The organism is Priestia sp. GS2, assembly GCF_036409025.1.
In the GTDB taxonomy this organism is placed as follows: Bacteria; Bacillota; Bacilli; order Bacillales; family Bacillaceae_H; genus Priestia; species Priestia aryabhattai_A.
Genome location: NZ_JAZGJX010000001.1, coordinates 3,707,825 through 3,728,836, shown reverse-complemented (window position 1 = coordinate 3,728,836; position 21,012 = coordinate 3,707,825). Strand labels below are relative to the sequence as shown.

Sequence of the window (21,012 nt, the reverse complement as noted above, 5' to 3'; positions counted from 1 at the left end):
ACCCTTTTGGATTAAGTTAATTGATACATGAATACTAGAAATAGTATGTATGAAAAACTTTATAATTATGATTTTAAAGGAAAAGAAGTCGTTGCTTACTATAAAATAATTAGTTATATTTAATAAAGAACATTTATATTAAAAGGATTTTTATGAACTTAAACATTTCTGTTAGGAAATAATTTATCAAGTTATAAAGCCGTAAAACATTCTTTAAATTTAGATAGCCTAGGTTGAAAAATGACTATCAAGTAGTTCTAATATACTATTGGAGATTGGAGAGCTAACGCGTTAAGACATGTTTAAGTGGAAAAAAATTTTATTAATAGTTGTGTGTGCTGGAGTATTTCTTTTTTATATGGGATATTTCAATAAACCAGAGGACAAGGTAAATGATTTCGTATCAGCTTACAATCATCAAAATGTGCGAGCAATGATTGGAATGTTTGACAATCAAGAAGTTAATCAAATGAAAAGTGCGATGAGCTTTGCAGGGAAAATTAGTGAGGCAACATTAGGAATAGATGCGAGCGAGTTGTTAATGGATTTCCTACCTATTTCAGAGAGTCTTTTAGGGTATACAGGCTCCCGAATGGACGCTTATATACAGTCAACTGACATGGATTTATTACATAGTGAAGCAAAAGTATATACACAAATTTCAATCAGTGAAGATGAAGCAACTGAGAACGAAAACATTATCTTTTTTCTGAAGAAAAAAGACCGAGAATGGTATATTACTGATATTCAAGAGTATTAAAAAGTATTAAATAAAATAATGAAAGTTAAAATGAATTTTTTATATCGACACAATGAAAAGTCTATATAAGAATATGTTCTCCTTACTAAAAACAAAGCAACTTCTGTTTATTAGTAAGGTTTTTTTATAAACTAAATAACCAAGGTTTAAAATAATCAGATAATTCTAACTAAGACTACCAATTAGCTGCATCTCTCGTTATACTAAAATAGTAGGGGGCGTTGCAAAGTGAAGGCTCGTTGGCCGTTAGAGCGTAAATTTATGTTTTTGATTTCTATTTTGGTTACGATGATCATGTTAATGGTAACCATTGTATATGTTTATTTTGAACGAAAACAGACGCGTGAATTAATGGGAGAAAAAGCATTAACAACGGCAATTGCTGTTTCAGAAATGCCACTTGTAAAGGAAGTTATTCTACAAAATGAAAACGCTATAATTATTCAGCCGCTTATTGAGCGAATTAGAAAACAATCAGGTGCAGAATTTATTGTAGTTGGTGATGCAGATGAAGTTCGTTATACTCATCCTCATAAAGAGAAGGTTGGTCAAAAGATGATTGGTGGAGACAATGAACGAGCTCTTATTGAAGGAGAAAACTATATTTCATTTGCAAAAGGCTCTCTTGGGATGTCAGTGAGGGGAAAATCACCTATCTATGATGAAAATAATAGGATTATTGGCGTTGTATCTGTCGGCTTTATGCTATCTTATGTAGACTCTTTATTTGGACAAGGGCTTGCAGCTTTTTCAATTTGGCTTGCTTTTATTTTTATTAGTGGTGTTGTAGGTAGTTTTATGCTTGCGAGAAGTATTCGCAGAGATACATTTGGTTTAGAGCCTTATCAAATTGCTAGATTGTATAAAGAGAGGGAGGCTATTCTAGAAGCACTGAATGAAGGGTTAATTGCAACAGACCAAAAAGGGAACGTAACGCTCATTAACCATTCAGGTAAAAAAATTCTTGGAATTAGAGAGAATATTATCGGCCAACCAATTCGAAAAGCTTTAAGGAACTCAGAAATTTCAAACGTGCTTGCGAATCAGCTAGCCGTTGGTCACTACGAAACAATCTACCATAAAAAGCCGCTGCTCGTGCACTATAAAATGATTGGTGACAAAGATAGTTACGCGGGCAAAGTAGCAAGTTTCCAAGAAAAATCTGACGTTCAAGAGCTGCTCAACACTTTATCAGAGGTTCAACAGTATTCTCAAGATTTGCGTGCGCAAACTCATGAATATACGAATAAGCTCTATGCTATTTCTGGCTGGTTACAGCTGGGACACGGTGAAAAAGCTAAACGATTCATTCACGAAGAAATTGGTCAGCAAAAAATATATGAACGTGTACTATTTGAACGAGTAAATGATTCAACTATACAAGCGGTTTTGATTGGCAAGCTTTCAAAAGCCTCTGAAAAGAAAATTGATTTTGTTATTGATGAAGATAGCATGGTTCACAAGACTTGGCCGACCAAAATGACGGCACCTTTAGTCACTATATTAGGAAATATTATTGATAATGCGTTTGACGCTGTAGCAGAACAAACAGAACCGCTCGTCGATTTGTTTCTAACAGATGTAGATGGTGAACTAATTATTGAGTTAGGAGACAACGGTAGCGGTATTAAAAATAAAGATTTAAACCTTGTTTTTAATGAAGGTTATACTACAAAAGCAGGGGGACATAGGGGTTTTGGGTTAGCTCTTGTGAAAGCTGCTTTAGATGAACTAAATGGAACGATCTATCTATCAAAAAACCAGCCACACGGGACTGTTGTTCACATACATATACCAAAAACAGGAGCGACATGATATGAATGTTTTAATTGCAGAAGATGATTACAGAGTAGCAGATATTCACTGTCAGTATGTAAAAAGCTTAAAGCAAGTAAACGAAGTAAAAACCGTTGCAACGGCAAAAGAAACCCTACTGGAACTAAAGAACTGGCAACCTGATTTAATTTTATTAGACGTATATCTGCCAGATCAAACAGGAATAGACTTAATTCACCAACTGAAAGAAGAATGTTTAACTGTACAGGTAATATTAATCACAGCTGCAACAGATATAAGCATATTAAAAGATGCGTATAACCTTGGTGTCATTGATTATTTAGTCAAACCAATTGAACTTCAGCGTCTTTCTGATGCGATTGAGAAAGTAAGCAGAAATAATCTGGTCTTAAATTCTCAGCAAAAAATTACTCAAACGATGGCAGATCAGCTTTTTCAATTTAAAAATATAAAAAAAATAGATGGAAATCATCTTCCAAAAGGTATTGATCAATTAACTTTAGAAAAAGTAAGAGAATTATTACAACAGCAAAAAGAAGGAATTACAGCAGAAGAGCTTGGCAAGCTTCTAGGCGCTTCTCGCACTACTTCAAGACGATATCTAGAATATCTAATCTCTATTCGTGAAGCAAAAGCTGAACTGGTATATGGGATTGTTGGAAGACCAGAGCGAAAATACTATGTTGTTTCTTCCGAATAAGAAGCTTTCAAAGAGTCCATTCTTTGAAAGCTTCTTTTTGTGAACAAAATGAACTTAATTTGTAAAATAAACTTAATACACTTTAAAAAGAAAACGGTTACAAAAAGGGGTGCGGTAGGTAAAATTAGTTAAAAACAAAAAGGAGGCGCTTTCATTGGTTAAAAAATGGTTAGTTTTACTTAGTGTAAGCTTAGTTGTATTAACCGGCTGTTCCATGCCAGTTCAACAAGGAAAAGTTAATGAACAAGGAGAATGGGAGCCAGATCGATCTATTGAAATTATTGCGCCATCTGCAGCAGGTGGAGGATGGGATACTACTGCACGTATGCTAGCACGTACAATTGATGAAGAAAACTTAGCAAACAAAGGATTTGGAGTTGTAAATAAGCCAGGTGGAGGAGGCGCTGTTGGCTGGGCGTACATCCACAAGCGCAACGATCCTCATAATCTTTTTATTAGTTCACCACCTCTACACTTTGTCGCATTGAATGGACAGTCTCCTTATGGATATGAAGATTTTACACCTATTGCGAATTTAATTGCGGATTACGGAGCTTTTGCAGTCCGTGATGATGCTCGTTGGGATAACTTAGAAGAGCTTTTTGCTGAGATGAGAAAAACGCCAGAAAAAGTAACTGTTATTGGAAACTCTTCACCGGGAAGCATGGATCATATGCAGTTTATATTGTTTGCAAACGCAGCAGGGGTTGATATTACAAAAATTCGTTACATTTCTGACCAAGAAGGTGGAGCGATGACAGCTGTTTTAAATGGTAGTGTAGATGTCGTTTCAACCGGTGTATTAGACGCAGCTGAACAAGCACGAGCTGGAAAAATGAAGATTCTGGGTATCACGTCACCCGAAAGACTAAAAGGAGATAAATTTTTAGGTACTTTACCAACAGGGAAAGAACAAGGGATTGACACAGAGTTTATTGTTTGGCGTGGTATTTTTGGACCTCCTAATATGACAAAAGAGCAATTAGAGTATTATCAACAAATCTTTAAGAAAGCGTCAGATTCAAAGTCATTTGCAAAGGTTCGTGAATCTTACGGCTGGGATGAACAATACATGGACAGTGAAGAATTTAAAGTATTTTTAGATGAACAATCAAAAGAGTTAGAGACTTTATTGAAAGAATTAGGATTTATAAAAGAATAAAGGAGGTAATCGTATGAACTGGTCTGTTAATAAGGGATTAGGTTTAGCATTAATGATTATATCAGTCGTCTATTTATTTTTAGCATTTAGTTTACCTGAGTACGCGTTTGTTCCTGTAGATTCAGATCTTATTCCAAAAATATTAGGCTTTTGTTTGTTTATATTAGCTATTGTTCTCTTTTTTAGCCCAGATAATGATACAGAGGAGCAAAAGAAAAAGCGTGTTATTAAGCGGAATGAATTATTTATGCTTTTAGGGGTGATGGCTCTTATTTTAGCTTATATTACCGTACTAGAAGTAGTGGGATTCGTTATTATGACAACGGTCTTTATTATTTTCTGTTCCCGCTTTCTCGGCTATAAAAACTGGGTGGCAAGTATTTCAACAGCCTGTACTTTTTCTCTTGGTTCTTATGTTTTATTCAACTATGGCTTAGCTATTCGATTACCAGCAGGTATTTTACCATTTTAAAGAGGTAGGAAAGGGGGATGAGAGTCATGTTTGAAGGGATCATACAGGGGTTTCAAGTCGCTTTTAGTTGGGAAGCTATCTTATTTGTCTTTATTGGTGTCTTTATCGGAACAATTATTGGAATGATTCCCGGTCTGGGGCCAATTAGTGCAATTGCAATTATGATTCCGGTCACATATGGGATGGATACAACAAGTGCATTGGTTATGATGGCAGGGGTCTATTATGGCTCGATGTATGGTGGGTCCACATCTTCTATTTTGTTAAATGCTCCTGGGGTAGCAGGGACGGTTGCAGCATCATTCGATGGTTATCCGATGTCTCAACAGGGAAAAGCAGGTAAAGCGTTAGCCATCTCAGCCATTTGTTCATTTATTGGGGGGACTGTTAGCGTTATACTTTTAATGATGTTTGCACCGATGCTGGCCAGCGTGGCCATCGTGTTCGGTCCTCCAGAATACTTTGCACTGATGCTCCTTGGGCTGACGGCCATCGCTAGCCTATCGGAAGGTTCAACAATTAAAGCGTTAATTTCAGCAGTTGTTGGTTTTATGGTGGTGACCATTGGAATTGATGCACAAACTGGTACGAGCAGATTTACATTTGGTAGCGTAAACTTATTAGATGGAATTGACTTTTTAATTATTGCGCTTGGCGTATTTGCTTTGGCTGAAGTTTGCTTCTTAATCTTAAACCGTAAGCAAAAACTAAAGGGATTAAATAATATCGGTAGTCTAAAGTTAAGTAAGCAAGACTATAAAGACATGGCCGGACCTATGGCGAGACAATCCTTTCTTGGCTTTATCTTAGGGGTTTTACCGGGGGCAGGGGCAACAATTTCTTCCTTTGTGGCTTATATATCCGAAAAGAAGCTAGCTAAAAAGCCAGAAGAATTCGGAAAAGGATCTATCAAAGGTTTAGCAGCACCAGAAACAGCGAATAATGCAGCAACAAGCGGCGCGTTTGTACCATTATTAAGTCTAGGAATTCCAGGCTCTGGAACAACAGCTGTGATGTTGGGAGCATTTCTTGTTTTAGGTGTTCAACCTGGTCCATTACTCATGACAGAAAATCCATCTGTGTTTTGGGGAATCATTGCGAGTATGTATATCGGAAACGTATTTTTGTTAATTTTAAACCTTCCGTTGATACCATACTTTGTGAAAATTTTAAAAGTACCACGTCCACTTTTAATTTCACTCGTTATTATTTCAAGCTTAGTGGGAGTATATGCAGTAAGTTTCAGCACGTTTGATTTATATCTCCTCGTTTTGTTTGGAATCTTAGGTTACTTGATGAGAATCTTTGCGTTTCCAGCAGCACCGTTTATCCTAGCTTTTATTTTAGGTGGAATGATGGAAAACTCGCTTCGTCAATCGTTAACAATTTCAGGTGGATCATGGAATATCTTCTTAACCAGTCCGTTGGCCATGTCACTGATTGTGCTAACAATTTTAGCGATAGTAGTACCTGCATGGAGAGGGAGCTTAAAGCGTAAAAAAGAAAATACTCAAATTGGAATGTAGCTATAAAAAAGAGCCCTTGTCCAAAGACAAGGGCTCTTTCAATTGGATAATTCGTTAAATCTTAATCAGTTACGAATTAGGTAATCAAAAGCACCTAAAGCTGCTGTTGCACCTGAACCCATGGAGATAATAATTTGTTTATAAGCACTATCTGTGCAGTCTCCCGCAGCAAATACGCCAGGAATGCTAGTTGCACCATGCTTATCAACGACGATTTCTCCCATGCGTGTACGTTCTATGTCATCGCCTAACCAATCAGTGTTTGGTACTAAGCCGATTTGAACGAATACGCCTTCTAATTCAACGTGTTTTTCTTCCTCTGTCTCACGATCAATATAAGTAATACCGTTTACTTTATCCGTTCCGGTAATTTCTTTTGTTTGAGCGTTTTTCACGACAGTTACGTTTGGAAGGCTGTTTAGGCGCTCTTGTAATACAGCATCAGCTTTTAATTCAGACATATATTCAAAAACAGTTACGTGATTAACAATACCCGCAAGGTCAATCGCTGCTTCCACGCCTGAGTTTCCACCGCCAATAACAGCTACGCGTTTACCTTCAAATAAAGGGCCATCGCAGTGTGGGCAGTAAGCTACACCTTTGTTTTTGAATTCTGCTTCTCCAGGTACACCAACATTACGCCAGCGAGCACCTGTTGAAAGGATGACTGTTTTACTTTTTAGAACAGCACCGTTGTCTAGCTCAAGCTCAACAAGGTCTTTTTTCTCTAAGCTACGAGCGCGTACTAAATTCATTACGTCAATGCCGTAATCTTTAACATGCTCTTCTAAGCTTGCTACGAGTTTAGGACCTTCTGTCTTTTTAACGCTAATAAAGTTTTCGATGCCCATTGTGTCCATAACTTGGCCACCAAAGCGCTCGGCTACAATACCAGTGCGAATACCTTTACGCGCTGCATAAATTGCAGCACTTGCACCAGCCGGACCGCCACCAACAACGAGTACATCGTAAGGATCTTTATCAGCAAACTCTGCTGCATCTGGGCCGCTGCCCATTTTACTTAAAATTTCTTCGATTGTCATACGACCACTGCCAAACTCTTCACCATTAAGGTAAACAGTTGGAACTGCCATAATGTCTTTGCTTTCTACTTCGTCTTTGTAAGCCGCACCGTCAATCATTGTGTGAGAGATCCCGTCGTTTAAGATACTCATTAAGTTTAGAGCTTGTACAACATCTGGGCAGTTATGGCAGCTTAAGCTGATATACGACTCAAATTTGTATTCGCCTTTAATGTTCTTAATTTGGTCAATCACTTTTTGATCAACTTTTGGTGCACGTCCACTTACTTGTAATAAAGCAAGAACTAATGAAGTAAATTCATGTCCTAAAGGGACACCAGCAAATGTTACACCTGTATCTTCACCGATACGATTTACGCTAAAGCTCGGTGTGCGCTCTAATTCAGCTTTTTCAACTTTAATACGAGATGACATTGTTGCTAGTTCATCTACTAATGAAAGCATGTCACGAGATACTTTATCTTCTCTCGCGCTCACTTTTAGCACAATGTCACTTTCTAACAATTGAAGATACTGATCTAGCTGTGCTTTGATATTTGCATCTAATAACATGTAATCAAACTCCTTAGATTTTACCTACAAGGTCAAGTCCTGGTGTTAGTGTTTCAGAACCTTCTTGCCATTTAGCTGGGCAAACTTCACCTGGGTTTTTACGCACATATTGTGCTGCTTTAATTTTATTTACAAGTGTGCTTGCATCGCGGCCGATACCACCAGCGTTGATTTCAACAGTTTGAATAACGCCATCTGGATCAATGATGAATGTTCCGCGATCAGCAAGACCTTCTTCTTCGTTTAGTACTTCAAAGTTACGAGAGATTTTTTGTGAAGGGTCACCAATCATAATGTATTCAATTTTATTAATTGTTTCTGAATGGTCATGCCATGCTTTGTGTGTGAAGTGTGTATCTGTAGAAACTGAATATACTTCTACGCCTAGTTCTTTTAATGCTGCGTATTGATCTTGTAGATCGCCTAATTCAGTTGGACATACGAAAGTGAAATCTGCTGGGTAGAAGCAAACTACGCTCCATTTACCTTTAAGGTTTTCTTCAGTAACCTCAAGGAATTCACCTTTTTGGTAAGCTTGTGCTACGAATGGTTTTACTTCAGTTCCGATTAATGACATATCGAAATTCCTCCTCAATAAATTATAATAATTCTAATTCAATACTCATTATTATATAAAACCTGTTGTTTTGTCAAAGGAAATATGGTTAGTTTTTAAAAAAAGTTGTCTGATCGTCTGATTTCCTTTGAAAAACAAGGTTTTCTACAGTGTTTCTACATATATCTTATCACTCTTGTGTGTTTTTTATCTAATAATATGATTGTATAAACTGGAAATGTATAAGTAGTTTTTTTATCTAATGAAGGAAAGAAAATTTGAAAATAAAAGGTGGTGATTGAGAATAATTGAAGTTTATTGCATCTGCTTAATTTTATTAGTGGCTAAAAAGTATACAGTTTAATTCTTGGAAGGATAAAAATGGAGTTTTGTTTATATTCTAATTACATTTTTTAGGCTTAAATACCTATTCGAAAAAACTCCTTAAGAATGAAATGTATAAAAATTCATGAATTATAAATAGTAATTCTTATAAATAAACCATTATAAACCATAAAAACATTATTTTTCATATTTTTAAGAGGCGTAAGTATTGCTTCGGTATGATTGACGTAATATAAGCCATGTTATAGTCTATAAATGCTTTAGGAAAGGCTTTTCAGGTGGTTTAACAATATAGAAAAGGAGCCAATAAATGAGAAGCTTTCAAGTTCGGTTATTACTGCTTCTAGTCGTGCTTATTATCTTACCATACTTCCTATCGGTATTTGTTATTTATGGAAATACCAAAAGTAGCATTGAGAACAAAGAGCTGGAGAAAAGCCGCGAAGAGCTACGTGAAGCGGGGAATGATCTTGAGCAACATTTTGAAAAGATGATTATATTGCCTTATTCCGTTTATAACATGCCCGATATATTACAAGTTTTTGATGAGGGCTTGCCAAAAGAAGGTAGCAATGATTTTTTATCCTTTGAAAAAAGTATTGAAACATTTTCAGCTACAAGACCAGAATTGGTGCAGCTTCGCTTTTACTTTCACAAGGAAAATGAATCATTGATTGTTTATAAATCAAATTTAAGCGCACCAAAAACACAAGTTAACTATGTCAAGCATTCTCCATTTAAACAGCTTTATCAATCAGAGCAAGATTATGTGATTGAAGAGCCGCATAAACTCAAAAATTATAACAACGTTCCAATTATCCCTAAGACAGAAGATTCTATGGTATTAACAATGCACCATAAAATCAAAAATATTTTAAGCGAAGAGTTTCTTGGCTTTCTAACAATGGATATTGATATTAATTCATACGCTCCGTTAGTAAAACAGCTTGAGGGAGACGATGGTACGTCGGTTTTCTTGCTCAACGAAGATTATAAAGTAATGTATTCTAGTGACTCAAAGCAAATGGGACAAAAGATTAGTCAAAAGGAACTTACAGGATTGAGTGAGTCAAAAGAGCTTATACTTACCGAAAGCTTACAAGCACCGCTAAATAACTGGAAAATAGTGAAGGTTATCTCTAAAGATGCGCTGTTCCAAGATGCTAAAAAAGCAGCTTCTACTAACGTTTTGTTAGGTTTAGGCGTGGTAGTGCTGGGGGTGATTATGGTTTTTCTAATTTCACGAATTGTCACAAAACCCATAAGGGTTTTGAGTGATAAAGTACGGTCGATTGAAGGTGGAAATATGGATGTGACTCTTACAACTTCTCGTAAAGATGAAATTGGTCATTTGGAGAATCATATGCAAGAAATGTTATATCGTATTAACAATCATATTGATCGTGAGTATAAGTTGGAGATTGAAGTGAAGAAAAGTCAGCTAAGAGCGCTCAAGTCTCAGGTGAATCCGCATTTCTTGTTCAATGCTTTGCAGTCAATAGGAGCTGTTGCTTTAGATTGTGGGGCAAAAGGTGTTTATCGACTAATCATTTCTTTATCAAAGATGATGCGCTATTCACTTCAAGCAGATCAATTGGTAACGGTGAGACAAGAGTTGGACTATATTCATTCCTATCTAATACTTCAAAAAGAGCGCTTTGGTGAAGAGATTGATATTCAATTTTCTATAGGACATGGGGTGGATAATGCATTTATTCCAAGCATGCTTTTGCAACCTTTGGTTGAAAATTATTTTAAGCATAGCTATGAAAGCAATAATGATGAATCAAGATTAGAAATCATCGGTAAAAAAGAAGGGGAAGTTATTCAACTAAAGATAAAAAGCTACGGTCCATCCCTTCAAGAAGAGGAGCTCAGGTTACTTCGCCAGACTATTTATAGCAAGCATCACACGCAAAAAGGCATCGGATTAAAAAATATTTATGATCGGTTATTGCTACACTTTGGGACTGCTGCATCGTTTCACATTGATAATCTAACGGGAAAAGGGTTTGAAGTGGTTATTACAGTTCCTATAAATAAGTAGTATGTACGTTCTTTTTCGCTATTGACGTGACTGCTAAGGGAGGTAAATATAGTGAAAGCGTTAATTGTTGATGATGAAAAAAATGTTCGTAAAGTCTTACGCCAATTGGGAGAATGGGAAAGTGTAGGAATCAATGAAGTATTAGAAGCTACTAACGGTATAGAAGCCTTAAAGATAATTGAAAAAGAAATCCCAGATTTGATTTTTACGGATATTAAAATGCCAAAGATGGGTGGTCTACAGCTGATTGAAAGGTTAAATCAGCAGTCATATACAGGAAAAGTTATACTTGTTACAGGGTATGATGATTATACATTTATGCGAAAAGCTATTCAATTAAATAGCTTTGATTACTTGTTGAAACCCATTGATCCAGAAGCCTTTCAACAGGTACTAACAAAAGCAGTAGACTCTTTCAAAACAGAACAAGAAGGGAACGAGGAACTACTAGCCGAAGCTAAAAAACTTCATCATAGTCAGCTAATGACTTCCTTATGCTTAAATGAAGGAACAGATACAGTATTTTTACATTCGATAATTCCAGAAGCAGAAGAAATAGATTTTACACTTCTATATTTTTATCAAGGGCATCAACCTGACCCTTGTATCAATAAGCTTTCAAATGAATTACAAGCGCGGAATATTGGAGCAACGTTTACGTTTCAGGGGGAGGAGAATCTTTATATTATCCTAACAGCAAAAAATCAATGGATTTATGTAGAGCAGTGGATAAGTGAAAATATTTCAATTCCAATTCGTTTGGTTCAAGATTCATTTTCTTCCTTTACTCAAATTCCAGAAGTGTTTCACAGGTTGTTGACAGCACTAAATAGCAATCGATATCGAGCGATTCGTCAAGTAGATGAGTTAGAAGCACTTAAACGTATGCAAGAAATAGTAGCATATGTAGAAGACTATTATATGGAAGATATTAGCCTAGAGAAACTATCAAAAATGTTTTTTTTAACAAGAGAACATATATCGAGAAAATTTAAAAAAGAAACCGGTATGACGTTATCTAAATATGTAACAAATCTAAGAATAAGACAAGCTAAACAGTGGTTATTGGAAACGGATGAAACCATTTATTCCATTTCGTTAATGCTTGGCTATCAGGATGAAAAGTATTTCTCAAAGTTGTTTAAGAAGGTAGTTGGATTAACCCCTTTTGAATATCGGACTTTATACACCCATGCAAGAGATAATAAAAAATCATCTATATAGTCTAAGAGAGGCAAGGGTGAACAAATGAAAGAAAAAATATGTTATCTGTTTTTTGTCTCTTTTTTACTAAGTGTGTTAACAAGCTGTGATTCTTCAAATGCTCAAACTGAAACGGAAAATAAAGAAACAGAACAGGTCGTCTTAACTATACGTAATCCTAAAGTAGAAATTGCAACACAGTTTGAACAAATGGTACGGGAGTATGAAAAACAGAATCCAGATGTCAAAATCTACGTCGAAACAGTGGGTGGAGCATCAGATGATTTTTCTGATATTATTGCCCAAATTGCTGCAGGTCAAGGGCCTGATATCTTTACGAATATCGGCTATGGTGCGACAAAAGAATGGATTAATTATTTAGAAGACTTGAGCAGCCAGCCTTGGGTTGAAAAAGCATATCCTGATACGCTAAAGCCAATTACGCTAGAAGCAAAGGTATATGGCATGCCGATGGACATTGAAGGTTTTGGAATTGTTTATAATCGAGAACTATTTCAAGAAGCAGGTATTCAATCCGTTCCTCGCACGTATTCAGAGTTAAAAGTGGCAGTAAAGAAGCTTGAAAAAATTGATGTTACGCCTTTTGCAAACGGATATTATGAAGAGTGGAAGTTGGGTTATCACTTGACTAGCCTTGCCTTTGCAATTCAGCAAGATCCAATAAAATTTAATTATCAGCTGAAAAAAGGTGAAGAAAGCTTTGCGACAAACGTAATCGCAAAAGATTTACTATCATTCTTAGATTTAACTCTCCAATACGGAAATCAATCTGCGACAAAAACAGATTATTATAATGAAGTGGAGATGTTAGCAAATGAAGAAGCAGCGATGGTACTGCAGGGAAGCTGGATACAGCCTCTATTAGATGAGGAAGCTCCGGGTAAGTCGTTTGGTATTTTTCCGATTCCATTAAATGATAAAGCTAACAGCAAAATTTTAACAGGTGTTCCAAACTACTGGGTTGTAAATAAAAAATCATCTTCGATCAAAAAGCAAGAAGCCAAAAAATTCTTAAATTGGATGGTGTCATCAAGTGAAGGTCAGCGGTTTATGACTGAACGCTTTAGCTTTGCTCCAGCTTTTAAGCATATAAAAACAAATGATATAGGTCCCATTAGTAAAGAAGTACTGAATGTTTACCACACGAAAGAAACCTATAATTCCAATTGGTTTGCCTACTCATCATCCGCTAAGCGAGAAGCAGGTCGTACGCTAAAAAGATACTTGAATCGAGAGCTTTCACAAAGCGAAACGCTTAGACAGTTAGATGACGTTTTACGGGAAGCTAGCAAGCCATAATCATTAAAGCCCTTTCTCAATTTGAAAAAGGGCTTTTTTATCATTCTTTTGTCATGAATATCAATTTAAGACGAAAACTCAATCAATTTATGCCGTATTCAGCCAAAGCATTGTTTTTTATACTGAATCTATCAGGTATGGAACGAACGATCAATCAAGCCAAAACTAATTAAAGTCAAAGAAGTATCGTCCGTGTCTTGCCAAAGCATGAAAAACTATCTACTAGGAGGAAAACTTGATGAACTTTCGTAATTTTGCGTCAAAAGCAACGGTAGCATCCTTAAGTGCAGCAATTTTATTAGGAGGTAGCTTTACACCTGCTTCTGCTCAAGGTAAAGGTGTAGATGAAGCACAAGCAAAATCCTATAAAGAAACGTACGGTACTTCACAAATTACGCGTGAAGCAATGAAGAACATGGTAAACCAACATGGTGACAAGCGCTATACGGTACCAGGCTTTGATGAATCAACAATTAAAAATGTAGAATCAGCTGTTAAAACAGATAAAAATGGAAACAAAATTAAAATGGATGTATGGGATACGTGGCCATTGCAAAATGCTGACGGTACGGTAGCGGAATATAACGGTTATCACATTGTATTTGGTTTAGCTGGAGATCCTAAGAACCCTAACGATACATTTATCTACATGTTCTATAAAAAAGCAGGAGACAATTCCGTTGACGCTTGGAAAAATGCTGGTCGTGTATTTGACGATAATGACAAGTATGAAGCAAACGACAAATATTTAAAAGGGCAAATAGAGGAATGGTCAGGATCTGCACTATTCACAGATGACGGTGAAATTCGCTTATTCTATACAAACCGCGGTGATTTTAATGAAAGCCAAAAATTATTTGGTAAACAAACCCTTACAACAGCACAGGTGAATGTGTCTGAACAAAAAGAAAATACGCTGAAAGTTGACGGTGTTGAAGATCATAAATCAATTTACGAAGGTGGAGACAGCAAAACGTATGAGTCTGTAAACAAAGCTTTCGAAGACCGTAACTTCATGAACAATCATACGCTACGTGACCCTCACTATATTGAAGATAAAGGGCGCAAATATTTAGTGTTTGAAGCAAATACAGGTACTGAATACGGTTATTCTGGTGAAGAGTCTCTTTACAATCGCGCTTATTACGGTAACGGTATGAAATTCTTCCGAGATGAGTTTAAGAACCTTGAAAATAGTGATAAGAAAGATGAAGCAGAGCTTGCAAATGGTGCAATTGGCATTGTTGAAATTAACGATGACTACACGTTAAAAAATGAAATGAAGCCTCTAATTGTATCGAATACGGTAACAGATGAAATTGAACGTCCAAATATCTTCAAAAAAGATGGCAAGTTCTATCTATTCACAAGTACACGCGGTTCTAAAATGACGACTGATGGTGTCGATGATAAAGACATTTACATGCTTGGCTATGTATCTGATTCTTTAACAGGTCCATATAAACCGATGAATGAAACAGGTATCGTATTGCATCAAGATTTAGATCCAAATGATGTAACATGGACATACGCACACTACGTGATTCCACAAAAAGACTCTGACAAATTTGTTGTGACGAGCTATATGACAAACCGTGGATTCTTTGAAGATAAGAAATCAACGTTTGCACCTTCATTTTTACTTGATATGAAAGGTAACAAATCTTCGGTTGTTCAAAATGGCATTTTAGAACAAGGTCAAATCACGTATGATGAAAAGCAGTAATAATCTTTGATATGAAATGAAAAAGAAAATGTCATGAGCATGGCATTTTCTTTTTATGTATTGGGTAAAAACAGTGAGTAACACAATACTTTTAATAAAGCGTGGTGATAGTATGAGCAGGCTGAATTCAACACAGAGAAGGTGGACTATGCTAGTTATCATTTTAGTAATCATAATAGGCGCCAGCATTTATGTATGGATGAATCAAATGAATAAAGAAGACAAGAGCGAACAAAAGCCTTTGGAATCAACATCCTATCGCTCGTCTTATCATTTTACAGCACCCGATAAATGGAAAAACGATCCCCAAAAACCGATTTTCTACAACGGGAAGTATCACTACTATTACCTTTACAATAAGGATTATCCTAATGGCAATGGAACCGAATGGCGACATGCAACTTCAGAAGACCTTGTTCATTGGAAAGATGAAGGAGTAGCCATTCCGAAGTACACGAATATAAACGGAGATCCATGGTCAGGTTCTGTTGTTGTTGATCGTACTAATACAGCTGGTTTTGGAGAAAACGCGTTTATTGCAGTTGTAACGCAACCTTCAAAAGATGGAGGCAAACAAGAGCAGTATTTATGGTATAGCACAGATGAAGGAAAAACGTTTCAAAGTGCTGGCGATGAACCTGTGTTATCCAATCCTGGAGTAGAAGATTTTCGCGATCCCAAAATTATATGGGACGATGAACGTGATAAATGGTTAATGCTACTTGCAGAAGGTTCTAAGGTTGGGTTTTATGAATCAACGAATCTGAAAGAATGGCAGTTTACTGGTGACTTTCAAACGGAGGATCTTGGCGTATTAGAGTGCCCAGATTTATTTCAAATGAGGGCTCCTGATGGCACCGTTAAGTGGGTACTTGGTGTGAGTGCAAATGGTGAAGCAGTCGATAAACCAAACAACTATGCTTATTGGATTGGTGACTTTAATGGAAAGAATTTTGAAAAAGAGCATGAAGAGCCTCAGTGGCTAGATTACGGTTTTGATTGGTATGGTGGCGTTACGTTTGAAGATGGCCCCGCTGAAGACAAGCTAAACAAACGTTATGGACTTGCATGGATGAACAAATGGTCGTATGCAGATAATACCCCTACTATGGAATTCGACGGATTTAATGGAACGGATTCAATTGTTCGAGAGATCAGGTTACAAGAAGATGAGCAGTACGGTTACGCATTAGCATCTCAGCCCGTGGCTGACTTAAACAAACTTGTACAATCGGAGAAGACATATAATGATATAACATTAACAAATGAATCCAACACGCTGGATGCGAAGCGAGAAACGTACCGAATAGAAGCGGATATCTCTTGGAAAGACAGTAAGAATGTTGGGTTGCGTTTACGAGAATCAAAGGATAAATCTAGACATATTGATGTAGGATTAGCTATTTCTGAGAACTATTCCTACGTAAACCGAGCGTTTGTCAACAATCCAGATGAAGAGAAAAAGTTTCAAGAAAGCCAAGCGCCTTTTGATGGTGATAACAAAAATGCGCGTCTGACGGTTCTTGTTGATAAAACAAGTATAGAAGTGTTTATAGATGACGGGAAAGTGGCACATTCCAATCTAGCATTTCCATTAGCTGACGACCAAGCTATTTCACTGTTTTCTTCCGGTGGTACAGCGACGTTTGAAAATGTGAAGGTTGAAGAGTTAGGAACAAGCCAAAACAGTGAATAAGCATATGAAAAAGCTTCGGCCATAAGTAGCCGAAGTTTTTTTATGTTTGTTCTCTCTCTCAAATCGTTTATACTAAAAAAAGCTTATAAAGTGAATTCTATATGTAACAAGAAACGTTAAATAATAAAAAAGTGAGGAACTATATGTCCAGTTCAATATTTACTGATTATGCAATCAGTGATTCAATTATAAAGGCGCTAGATGCCTTAGAATATAACCAACCAACACCGGTTCAAGCACGTGTTATCCCCAAGGTATTAAAAGGTCAAGACGTAATTGTGACCTCACAAACAGGTAGCGGAAAAACCGCGTCCTTTGCCATTCCACTGTGTGAAAAAGTAGATTGGCTTGAAAATAAACCGCAAGTATTAGTACTGACACCGACTCGTGAGCTAGCGGCACAAGTTAGTGATGAAATGAAGAACATTGGTCGCTATAAGCGTATTAATAGCGTGGCCATCTACGGTCGACAGTCTTTTATGAAGCAAAAGACTATGCTAAAACAAAAAACACATATCGTAGTAGGGACACCTGGTCGCGTCTTAGACCATATTGAAAAAGGTACGTTATCTATTGAGTGTTTAAAATATGTTGTATTAGACGAAGCGGATGAGATGTTAAATATGGGGTTTATTGATCAAGTATCAGCCATTCTAGATAAACTTCCACAAAGTCGTACTACGATGCTTTTCTCTGCAACCTTTCCAGCTGATATTGAAGGTTTAGCTAAAAAATATATGATTAATCCTGAACGTATCCAAATCGAAACAGTAGGAAAAGCCCCTCAGCTTATTACACATCATGTGATGGAAGTGGAGGAAAATAATAAGCTTTCCTTGTTAGCAGACGTCACCGTTGCTGAAAACCCGGATAGCTGCATCATTTTTTGCCGAACACAAGAACGAGTAAAAGAGGTTTTTCAGTACTTAGACGAACATGATTATTCTGCTGATTTACTGCACGGAGCGATGGTTCAAGAAGATCGCTTTGACGTAATGGATGATTTTAAGCGAGGCGAATTTCGCTACCTAGTAGCCACTGACGTTGCTGCTAGAGGAATTGACGTCGAAGAGATTACGCTTGTCATTAACTTTGATTTCCCACTTGAAAAAGAAAAGTACGTGCATCGTACGGGTAGAACAGGCCGTGCTGGTAAGTCAGGAAAAGCGATTACGTTTATGACGTCTTATGAACAAAAATTCTTAGAAGAAATTCGTGAATATAGCCAAGCCGATATTGAGTTAACGAATCCGCCATCTGCTGAACAAGTAAAAGCCAACAGAACGGCTTTTCAAGAGAAAATGGAAGCACCGGTAGTTCTAAGAGAAGAAAAGCGTGAAAAAGTTAACCAAGATATTATGAAGTTATATTTTAATGGCGGTAAGAAAAAGAAAATTCGTGCGGTTGATTTTGTGGGAACCATCGCTAAATTGCCTGGTATGTCTGCTCAAGATATTGGTATTATTACCATCCAAGATAACCATTCGTATGTTGAGATTTTAAACGGTAAAGGTTTAGCTGTATTGAAGGAATTAAAAAATAAAAGTATCAAAGGCAAGAAATTAAAAGTGCATGAAGCGAAAAAATGAAAAATGCTCATCTACACGCTGTAGATGAGCGTTTTCTATTGCTTAATCCAGACGGATACACTTTGACCATTAACCGTGAAAGAACCATAGCCATCCTCATTAATGATGACCTGATCATCTCGTTTTTCAAGCATATCAACCCAAGTACTGCCGGCGTGCTCTTTTCCTACAAACATTTTCTTATATCCTTCATCTCCGTTTGAAAGAACGATAGCACAACCAGATCCTTCAATAGAGGGTTCTCCATGACGAACCCAACCAATTGTATTAGGGTGATCAAAATAGTCATCTTGGTCTCCATACGCTTTGTGATAGCGCACCGATAAAAGCTTTGTAAGCATTTCTTTTTTTGCGTCCATAGGGTTGTCCCCAGAAATGCCAAAGAAATCTCCATAAAATACGCATGGATACCCATCTTTTCTAAAAAGAATTAAGGCGTAGGCTAATTCTTTAAACCAGTCTTCTACCCATGACTCAAGGGACTCATTAGGCTGCGAATCATGATTATCCACAAAGGTAACGACATCTAATGGGTGCGTTTGGACTAGTGTATCATCAAATACTGTTTGTAAATCAAAATCTCTTCCTTTTTGTGAAGCTTCATATAATTTGTAGTGAAGGGGAACGTCGAAAATATCAATACCGTGTTCAACATGATCTAAAAAGTCTGCTGCTGTTCCTAAGTCAGGGTGCCAAAATTCCCCTATAAAATAAAAGTTGTTTCCTTGCTGAGACGTAATTTCTGCTGTAAACTCTTTGATAAAGTTATAGTTGATATGCTTAATAGCATCTAGTCGATAGCCGTCACAATTTAATGTTTTTGCAAGCCACTTTCCCCAGGAAATCATTTCTCTTTTAACATCTGGATGGTCGTAATCAATGTTGGCATACATAAGGTAATCATAATTTCCAAACTCGTGGTCCACCTCTTCATTCCATTTTTTATTTTCACCAAGAATTTTAAAGACGCCTGTACGGTCTTCTTTAGCGTCATAGTCTGTCCCATTAAAATGTGCAAAATTCCATTGGAAATCGGAATATTGACTGTTTCGACCATTAAACGTAAATTTAGTCCATCCTTCAATATCAAAAGGTTCAGATATCTCGTTGTTTCGATTATCAGCATCTACTTCAATGACTTGAAAGGTCTCTGTTTCATCAGCTCCTGCTTTGTGGTTCATGACAATGTCAACATACACGCTGATTCCATGGTCATGACACGCTTGAATTGCTTCATGTAATTGCTCTTTTGTTCCATACTTTGTAGCGGTGCTTCCTTTTTGCTCAAATTCACCTAAGTCATAGACGTCATAGACACTATAACCATTGTCATCAGGTGAAGATGCTTTTGTAACCGGAGGAATCCAAACAGCATCAATGCCAGCTTCTTTTAACTCAGGTGCTATATCCCTTAAACGATTCCAATGTTTTTGATCAGCTGGCAAGTGCCATTCAAAAAATTGAATCATTGTGTGATTACGTTCCATTCATCTCATCCCTTCACACCCGTTTTCTAGTTATATTCCTACTATATGTGTTATCTAAACCATGTATAAAGGTAATAATTTCAAAAATAGAAAGTATCATGTAATGAAAAACCATAAGACTTTTCTCATGAAGTCTGCTATAATTTTTAAAAATTATAAGCTTTTGGAGGAATGAACAGCATGGGGTATCGAGATCAATTACATAGCTGTAAACGTATCGTAGTCAAAGTAGGGACATCAACTTTGACGTATGATAACGGAGAGATTCATTTAGCGCGCATCGAAAAACTAACACGTGTTTTGTCTGATTTAATGAATTCTGGAAAAGAAGTGATTTTGGTTACATCGGGTGCAGTGCAGGTGGGAGTGAAGAAATTAAAGTTAGCGAATCGACCAACGTCAATTCGTGACAAGCAAGCAGCAGCAGCTGTAGGACAGTCTGAATTAATGCATATTTATAGTAAGTTTTTCGGAGAATATAGTCATATTGTTGGGCAAGTGTTGCTAACCAAAGATGTTATTGAAGATGAACACGTTCGAAGCAACGTGGTCAATACATTTGAAAAGTTAATTGAAGATCGTGTCATTCCAATTGTTAATGAGAATGATACCGTAGCAATTGATGAAATCGAGAATATTGTACGCTTTGGAGATAACGATAATTTATCAGCTATTGTTTCAGTACTTATTCAAGCTGATTTGCTAGTTATCTTATCAGATATTGATGGTTTCTTTGACTCGGATCCAACTAAAAATGAAAATTCGATGCTGATTAAAGTTATTGAAAAAGTTACGCCAGAGCTAGAAGAGTTTGCGGGAGGGAGTGGGTCCTCCGTGGGAACAGGCGGCATGGTAACAAAGTTAACGGCTGCGAAACGTGCTACGTTAGAAGGAATCAATGTGATTTTAGCAAATGGAAAAGACCCTGCTATCCTACGCGATTTAATTAATGGTAAAGAGCTAGGAACGTTGTTTTTATCTCAAAAGCAAAAAGTCCGTTAAGAAAAAAGTGTGGGAAATCCACACTTTTT

Annotated in this window: 16 protein-coding genes; 13 read left to right on the top strand and 3 right to left on the bottom strand. The window is 36.8% G+C overall.

The window, feature by feature from the left end:
- Nucleotides 1-358 precede the first annotated feature (358 nt).
- The 6 genes from V2145_RS19050 (at nt 359) to V2145_RS19025 (ending at nt 6,417) form a co-directional block, all read left to right on the top strand.
- Nucleotides 359-760, top strand: a complete 402-nt coding sequence (locus V2145_RS19050) for a hypothetical protein (protein WP_131887564.1) — start codon at nt 359-361, stop codon at nt 758-760.
- Nucleotides 761-988: 228 nt separating this feature from the next.
- Nucleotides 989-2,575 carry an ATP-binding protein gene (locus V2145_RS19045; protein ID WP_286175387.1) on the top strand — a complete coding sequence of 529 codons (1,587 nt, stop codon included), beginning with the start codon at nt 989-991 and terminating at the stop codon, nt 2,573-2,575.
- Between the two features lies 1 nt (nt 2,576).
- The gene (locus V2145_RS19040) at nt 2,577-3,257 is read left to right on the top strand and encodes a response regulator (RefSeq protein WP_330988109.1); all 681 of its coding nucleotides are present in this window, start codon (nt 2,577-2,579) and stop codon (nt 3,255-3,257) included.
- Between the two features lie 214 nt (nt 3,258-3,471).
- The gene (locus V2145_RS19035; RefSeq protein ID WP_442956801.1) at nt 3,472-4,419 is read left to right on the top strand and encodes a tripartite tricarboxylate transporter substrate binding protein; all 948 of its coding nucleotides are present in this window, start codon (nt 3,472-3,474) and stop codon (nt 4,417-4,419) included.
- A 13-nt stretch (nt 4,420-4,432) separates the two neighbouring features.
- Nucleotides 4,433-4,891, top strand: coding sequence for a tripartite tricarboxylate transporter TctB family protein (locus tag V2145_RS19030; protein ID WP_094910960.1), 459 nt, complete (start codon nt 4,433-4,435; stop codon nt 4,889-4,891).
- A gap of 26 nt (nt 4,892-4,917) precedes the next feature.
- On the top strand, nt 4,918-6,417 hold the full coding sequence (locus tag V2145_RS19025; RefSeq protein WP_330988107.1) for a tripartite tricarboxylate transporter permease: 1,500 nt from the start codon (nt 4,918-4,920) through the stop codon (nt 6,415-6,417).
- 65 nt (nt 6,418-6,482) lie between these two features.
- On the opposite strand, the gene ahpF is transcribed toward V2145_RS19025, so the two are convergent.
- Entirely contained in the window at nt 6,483-8,012 is a 1,530-nt protein-coding gene (gene ahpF, locus V2145_RS19020) for an alkyl hydroperoxide reductase subunit F (RefSeq protein ID WP_330988106.1), read from the bottom strand.
- A 13-nt stretch (nt 8,013-8,025) separates the two neighbouring features.
- Nucleotides 8,026-8,589: an alkyl hydroperoxide reductase subunit C gene (gene ahpC, locus V2145_RS19015; protein WP_094910963.1), complete on the bottom strand. Its 564-nt coding sequence runs from the start codon at nt 8,587-8,589 to the stop codon at nt 8,026-8,028.
- A gap of 634 nt (nt 8,590-9,223) precedes the next feature.
- Here ahpC and V2145_RS19010 point away from each other — a divergent pair.
- The 6 genes from V2145_RS19010 (at nt 9,224) to V2145_RS18985 (ending at nt 18,494) form a co-directional block, all read left to right on the top strand.
- Nucleotides 9,224-10,960: a cache domain-containing sensor histidine kinase gene (locus tag V2145_RS19010; RefSeq protein WP_131887562.1), complete on the top strand. Its 1,737-nt coding sequence runs from the start codon at nt 9,224-9,226 to the stop codon at nt 10,958-10,960.
- A gap of 51 nt (nt 10,961-11,011) precedes the next feature.
- A complete protein-coding gene (locus tag V2145_RS19005) occupies nt 11,012-12,184 on the top strand; it encodes a response regulator (RefSeq protein ID WP_094910965.1) in 1,173 nt (390 codons plus the stop codon).
- Nucleotides 12,185-12,208: 24 nt separating this feature from the next.
- Nucleotides 12,209-13,483: an ABC transporter substrate-binding protein gene (locus tag V2145_RS19000; RefSeq protein ID WP_330988105.1), complete on the top strand. Its 1,275-nt coding sequence runs from the start codon at nt 12,209-12,211 to the stop codon at nt 13,481-13,483.
- Between the two features lie 238 nt (nt 13,484-13,721).
- Nucleotides 13,722-15,209: a glycoside hydrolase family 68 protein gene (locus V2145_RS18995; RefSeq protein WP_131887559.1), complete on the top strand. Its 1,488-nt coding sequence runs from the start codon at nt 13,722-13,724 to the stop codon at nt 15,207-15,209.
- Nucleotides 15,210-15,357: 148 nt separating this feature from the next.
- Entirely contained in the window at nt 15,358-16,905 is a 1,548-nt protein-coding gene (locus V2145_RS18990) for a glycoside hydrolase family 32 protein (protein ID WP_131887558.1), read from the top strand.
- A gap of 143 nt (nt 16,906-17,048) precedes the next feature.
- On the top strand, nt 17,049-18,494 hold the full coding sequence (locus V2145_RS18985; protein WP_330988104.1) for a DEAD/DEAH box helicase: 1,446 nt from the start codon (nt 17,049-17,051) through the stop codon (nt 18,492-18,494).
- Between the two features lie 35 nt (nt 18,495-18,529).
- Here V2145_RS18985 and V2145_RS18980 read toward each other — a convergent pair whose 3' ends face one another.
- Entirely contained in the window at nt 18,530-19,981 is a 1,452-nt protein-coding gene (locus tag V2145_RS18980; RefSeq protein ID WP_330988103.1) for an alpha-amylase, read from the bottom strand.
- A gap of 180 nt (nt 19,982-20,161) precedes the next feature.
- Between V2145_RS18980 and proB the strand changes: the two genes are divergently transcribed.
- Nucleotides 20,162-20,983, top strand: a complete 822-nt coding sequence (gene proB, locus V2145_RS18975) for a glutamate 5-kinase (protein WP_094910971.1) — start codon at nt 20,162-20,164, stop codon at nt 20,981-20,983.
- The last annotated feature ends 29 nt before the right edge of the window (nt 20,984-21,012 follow it).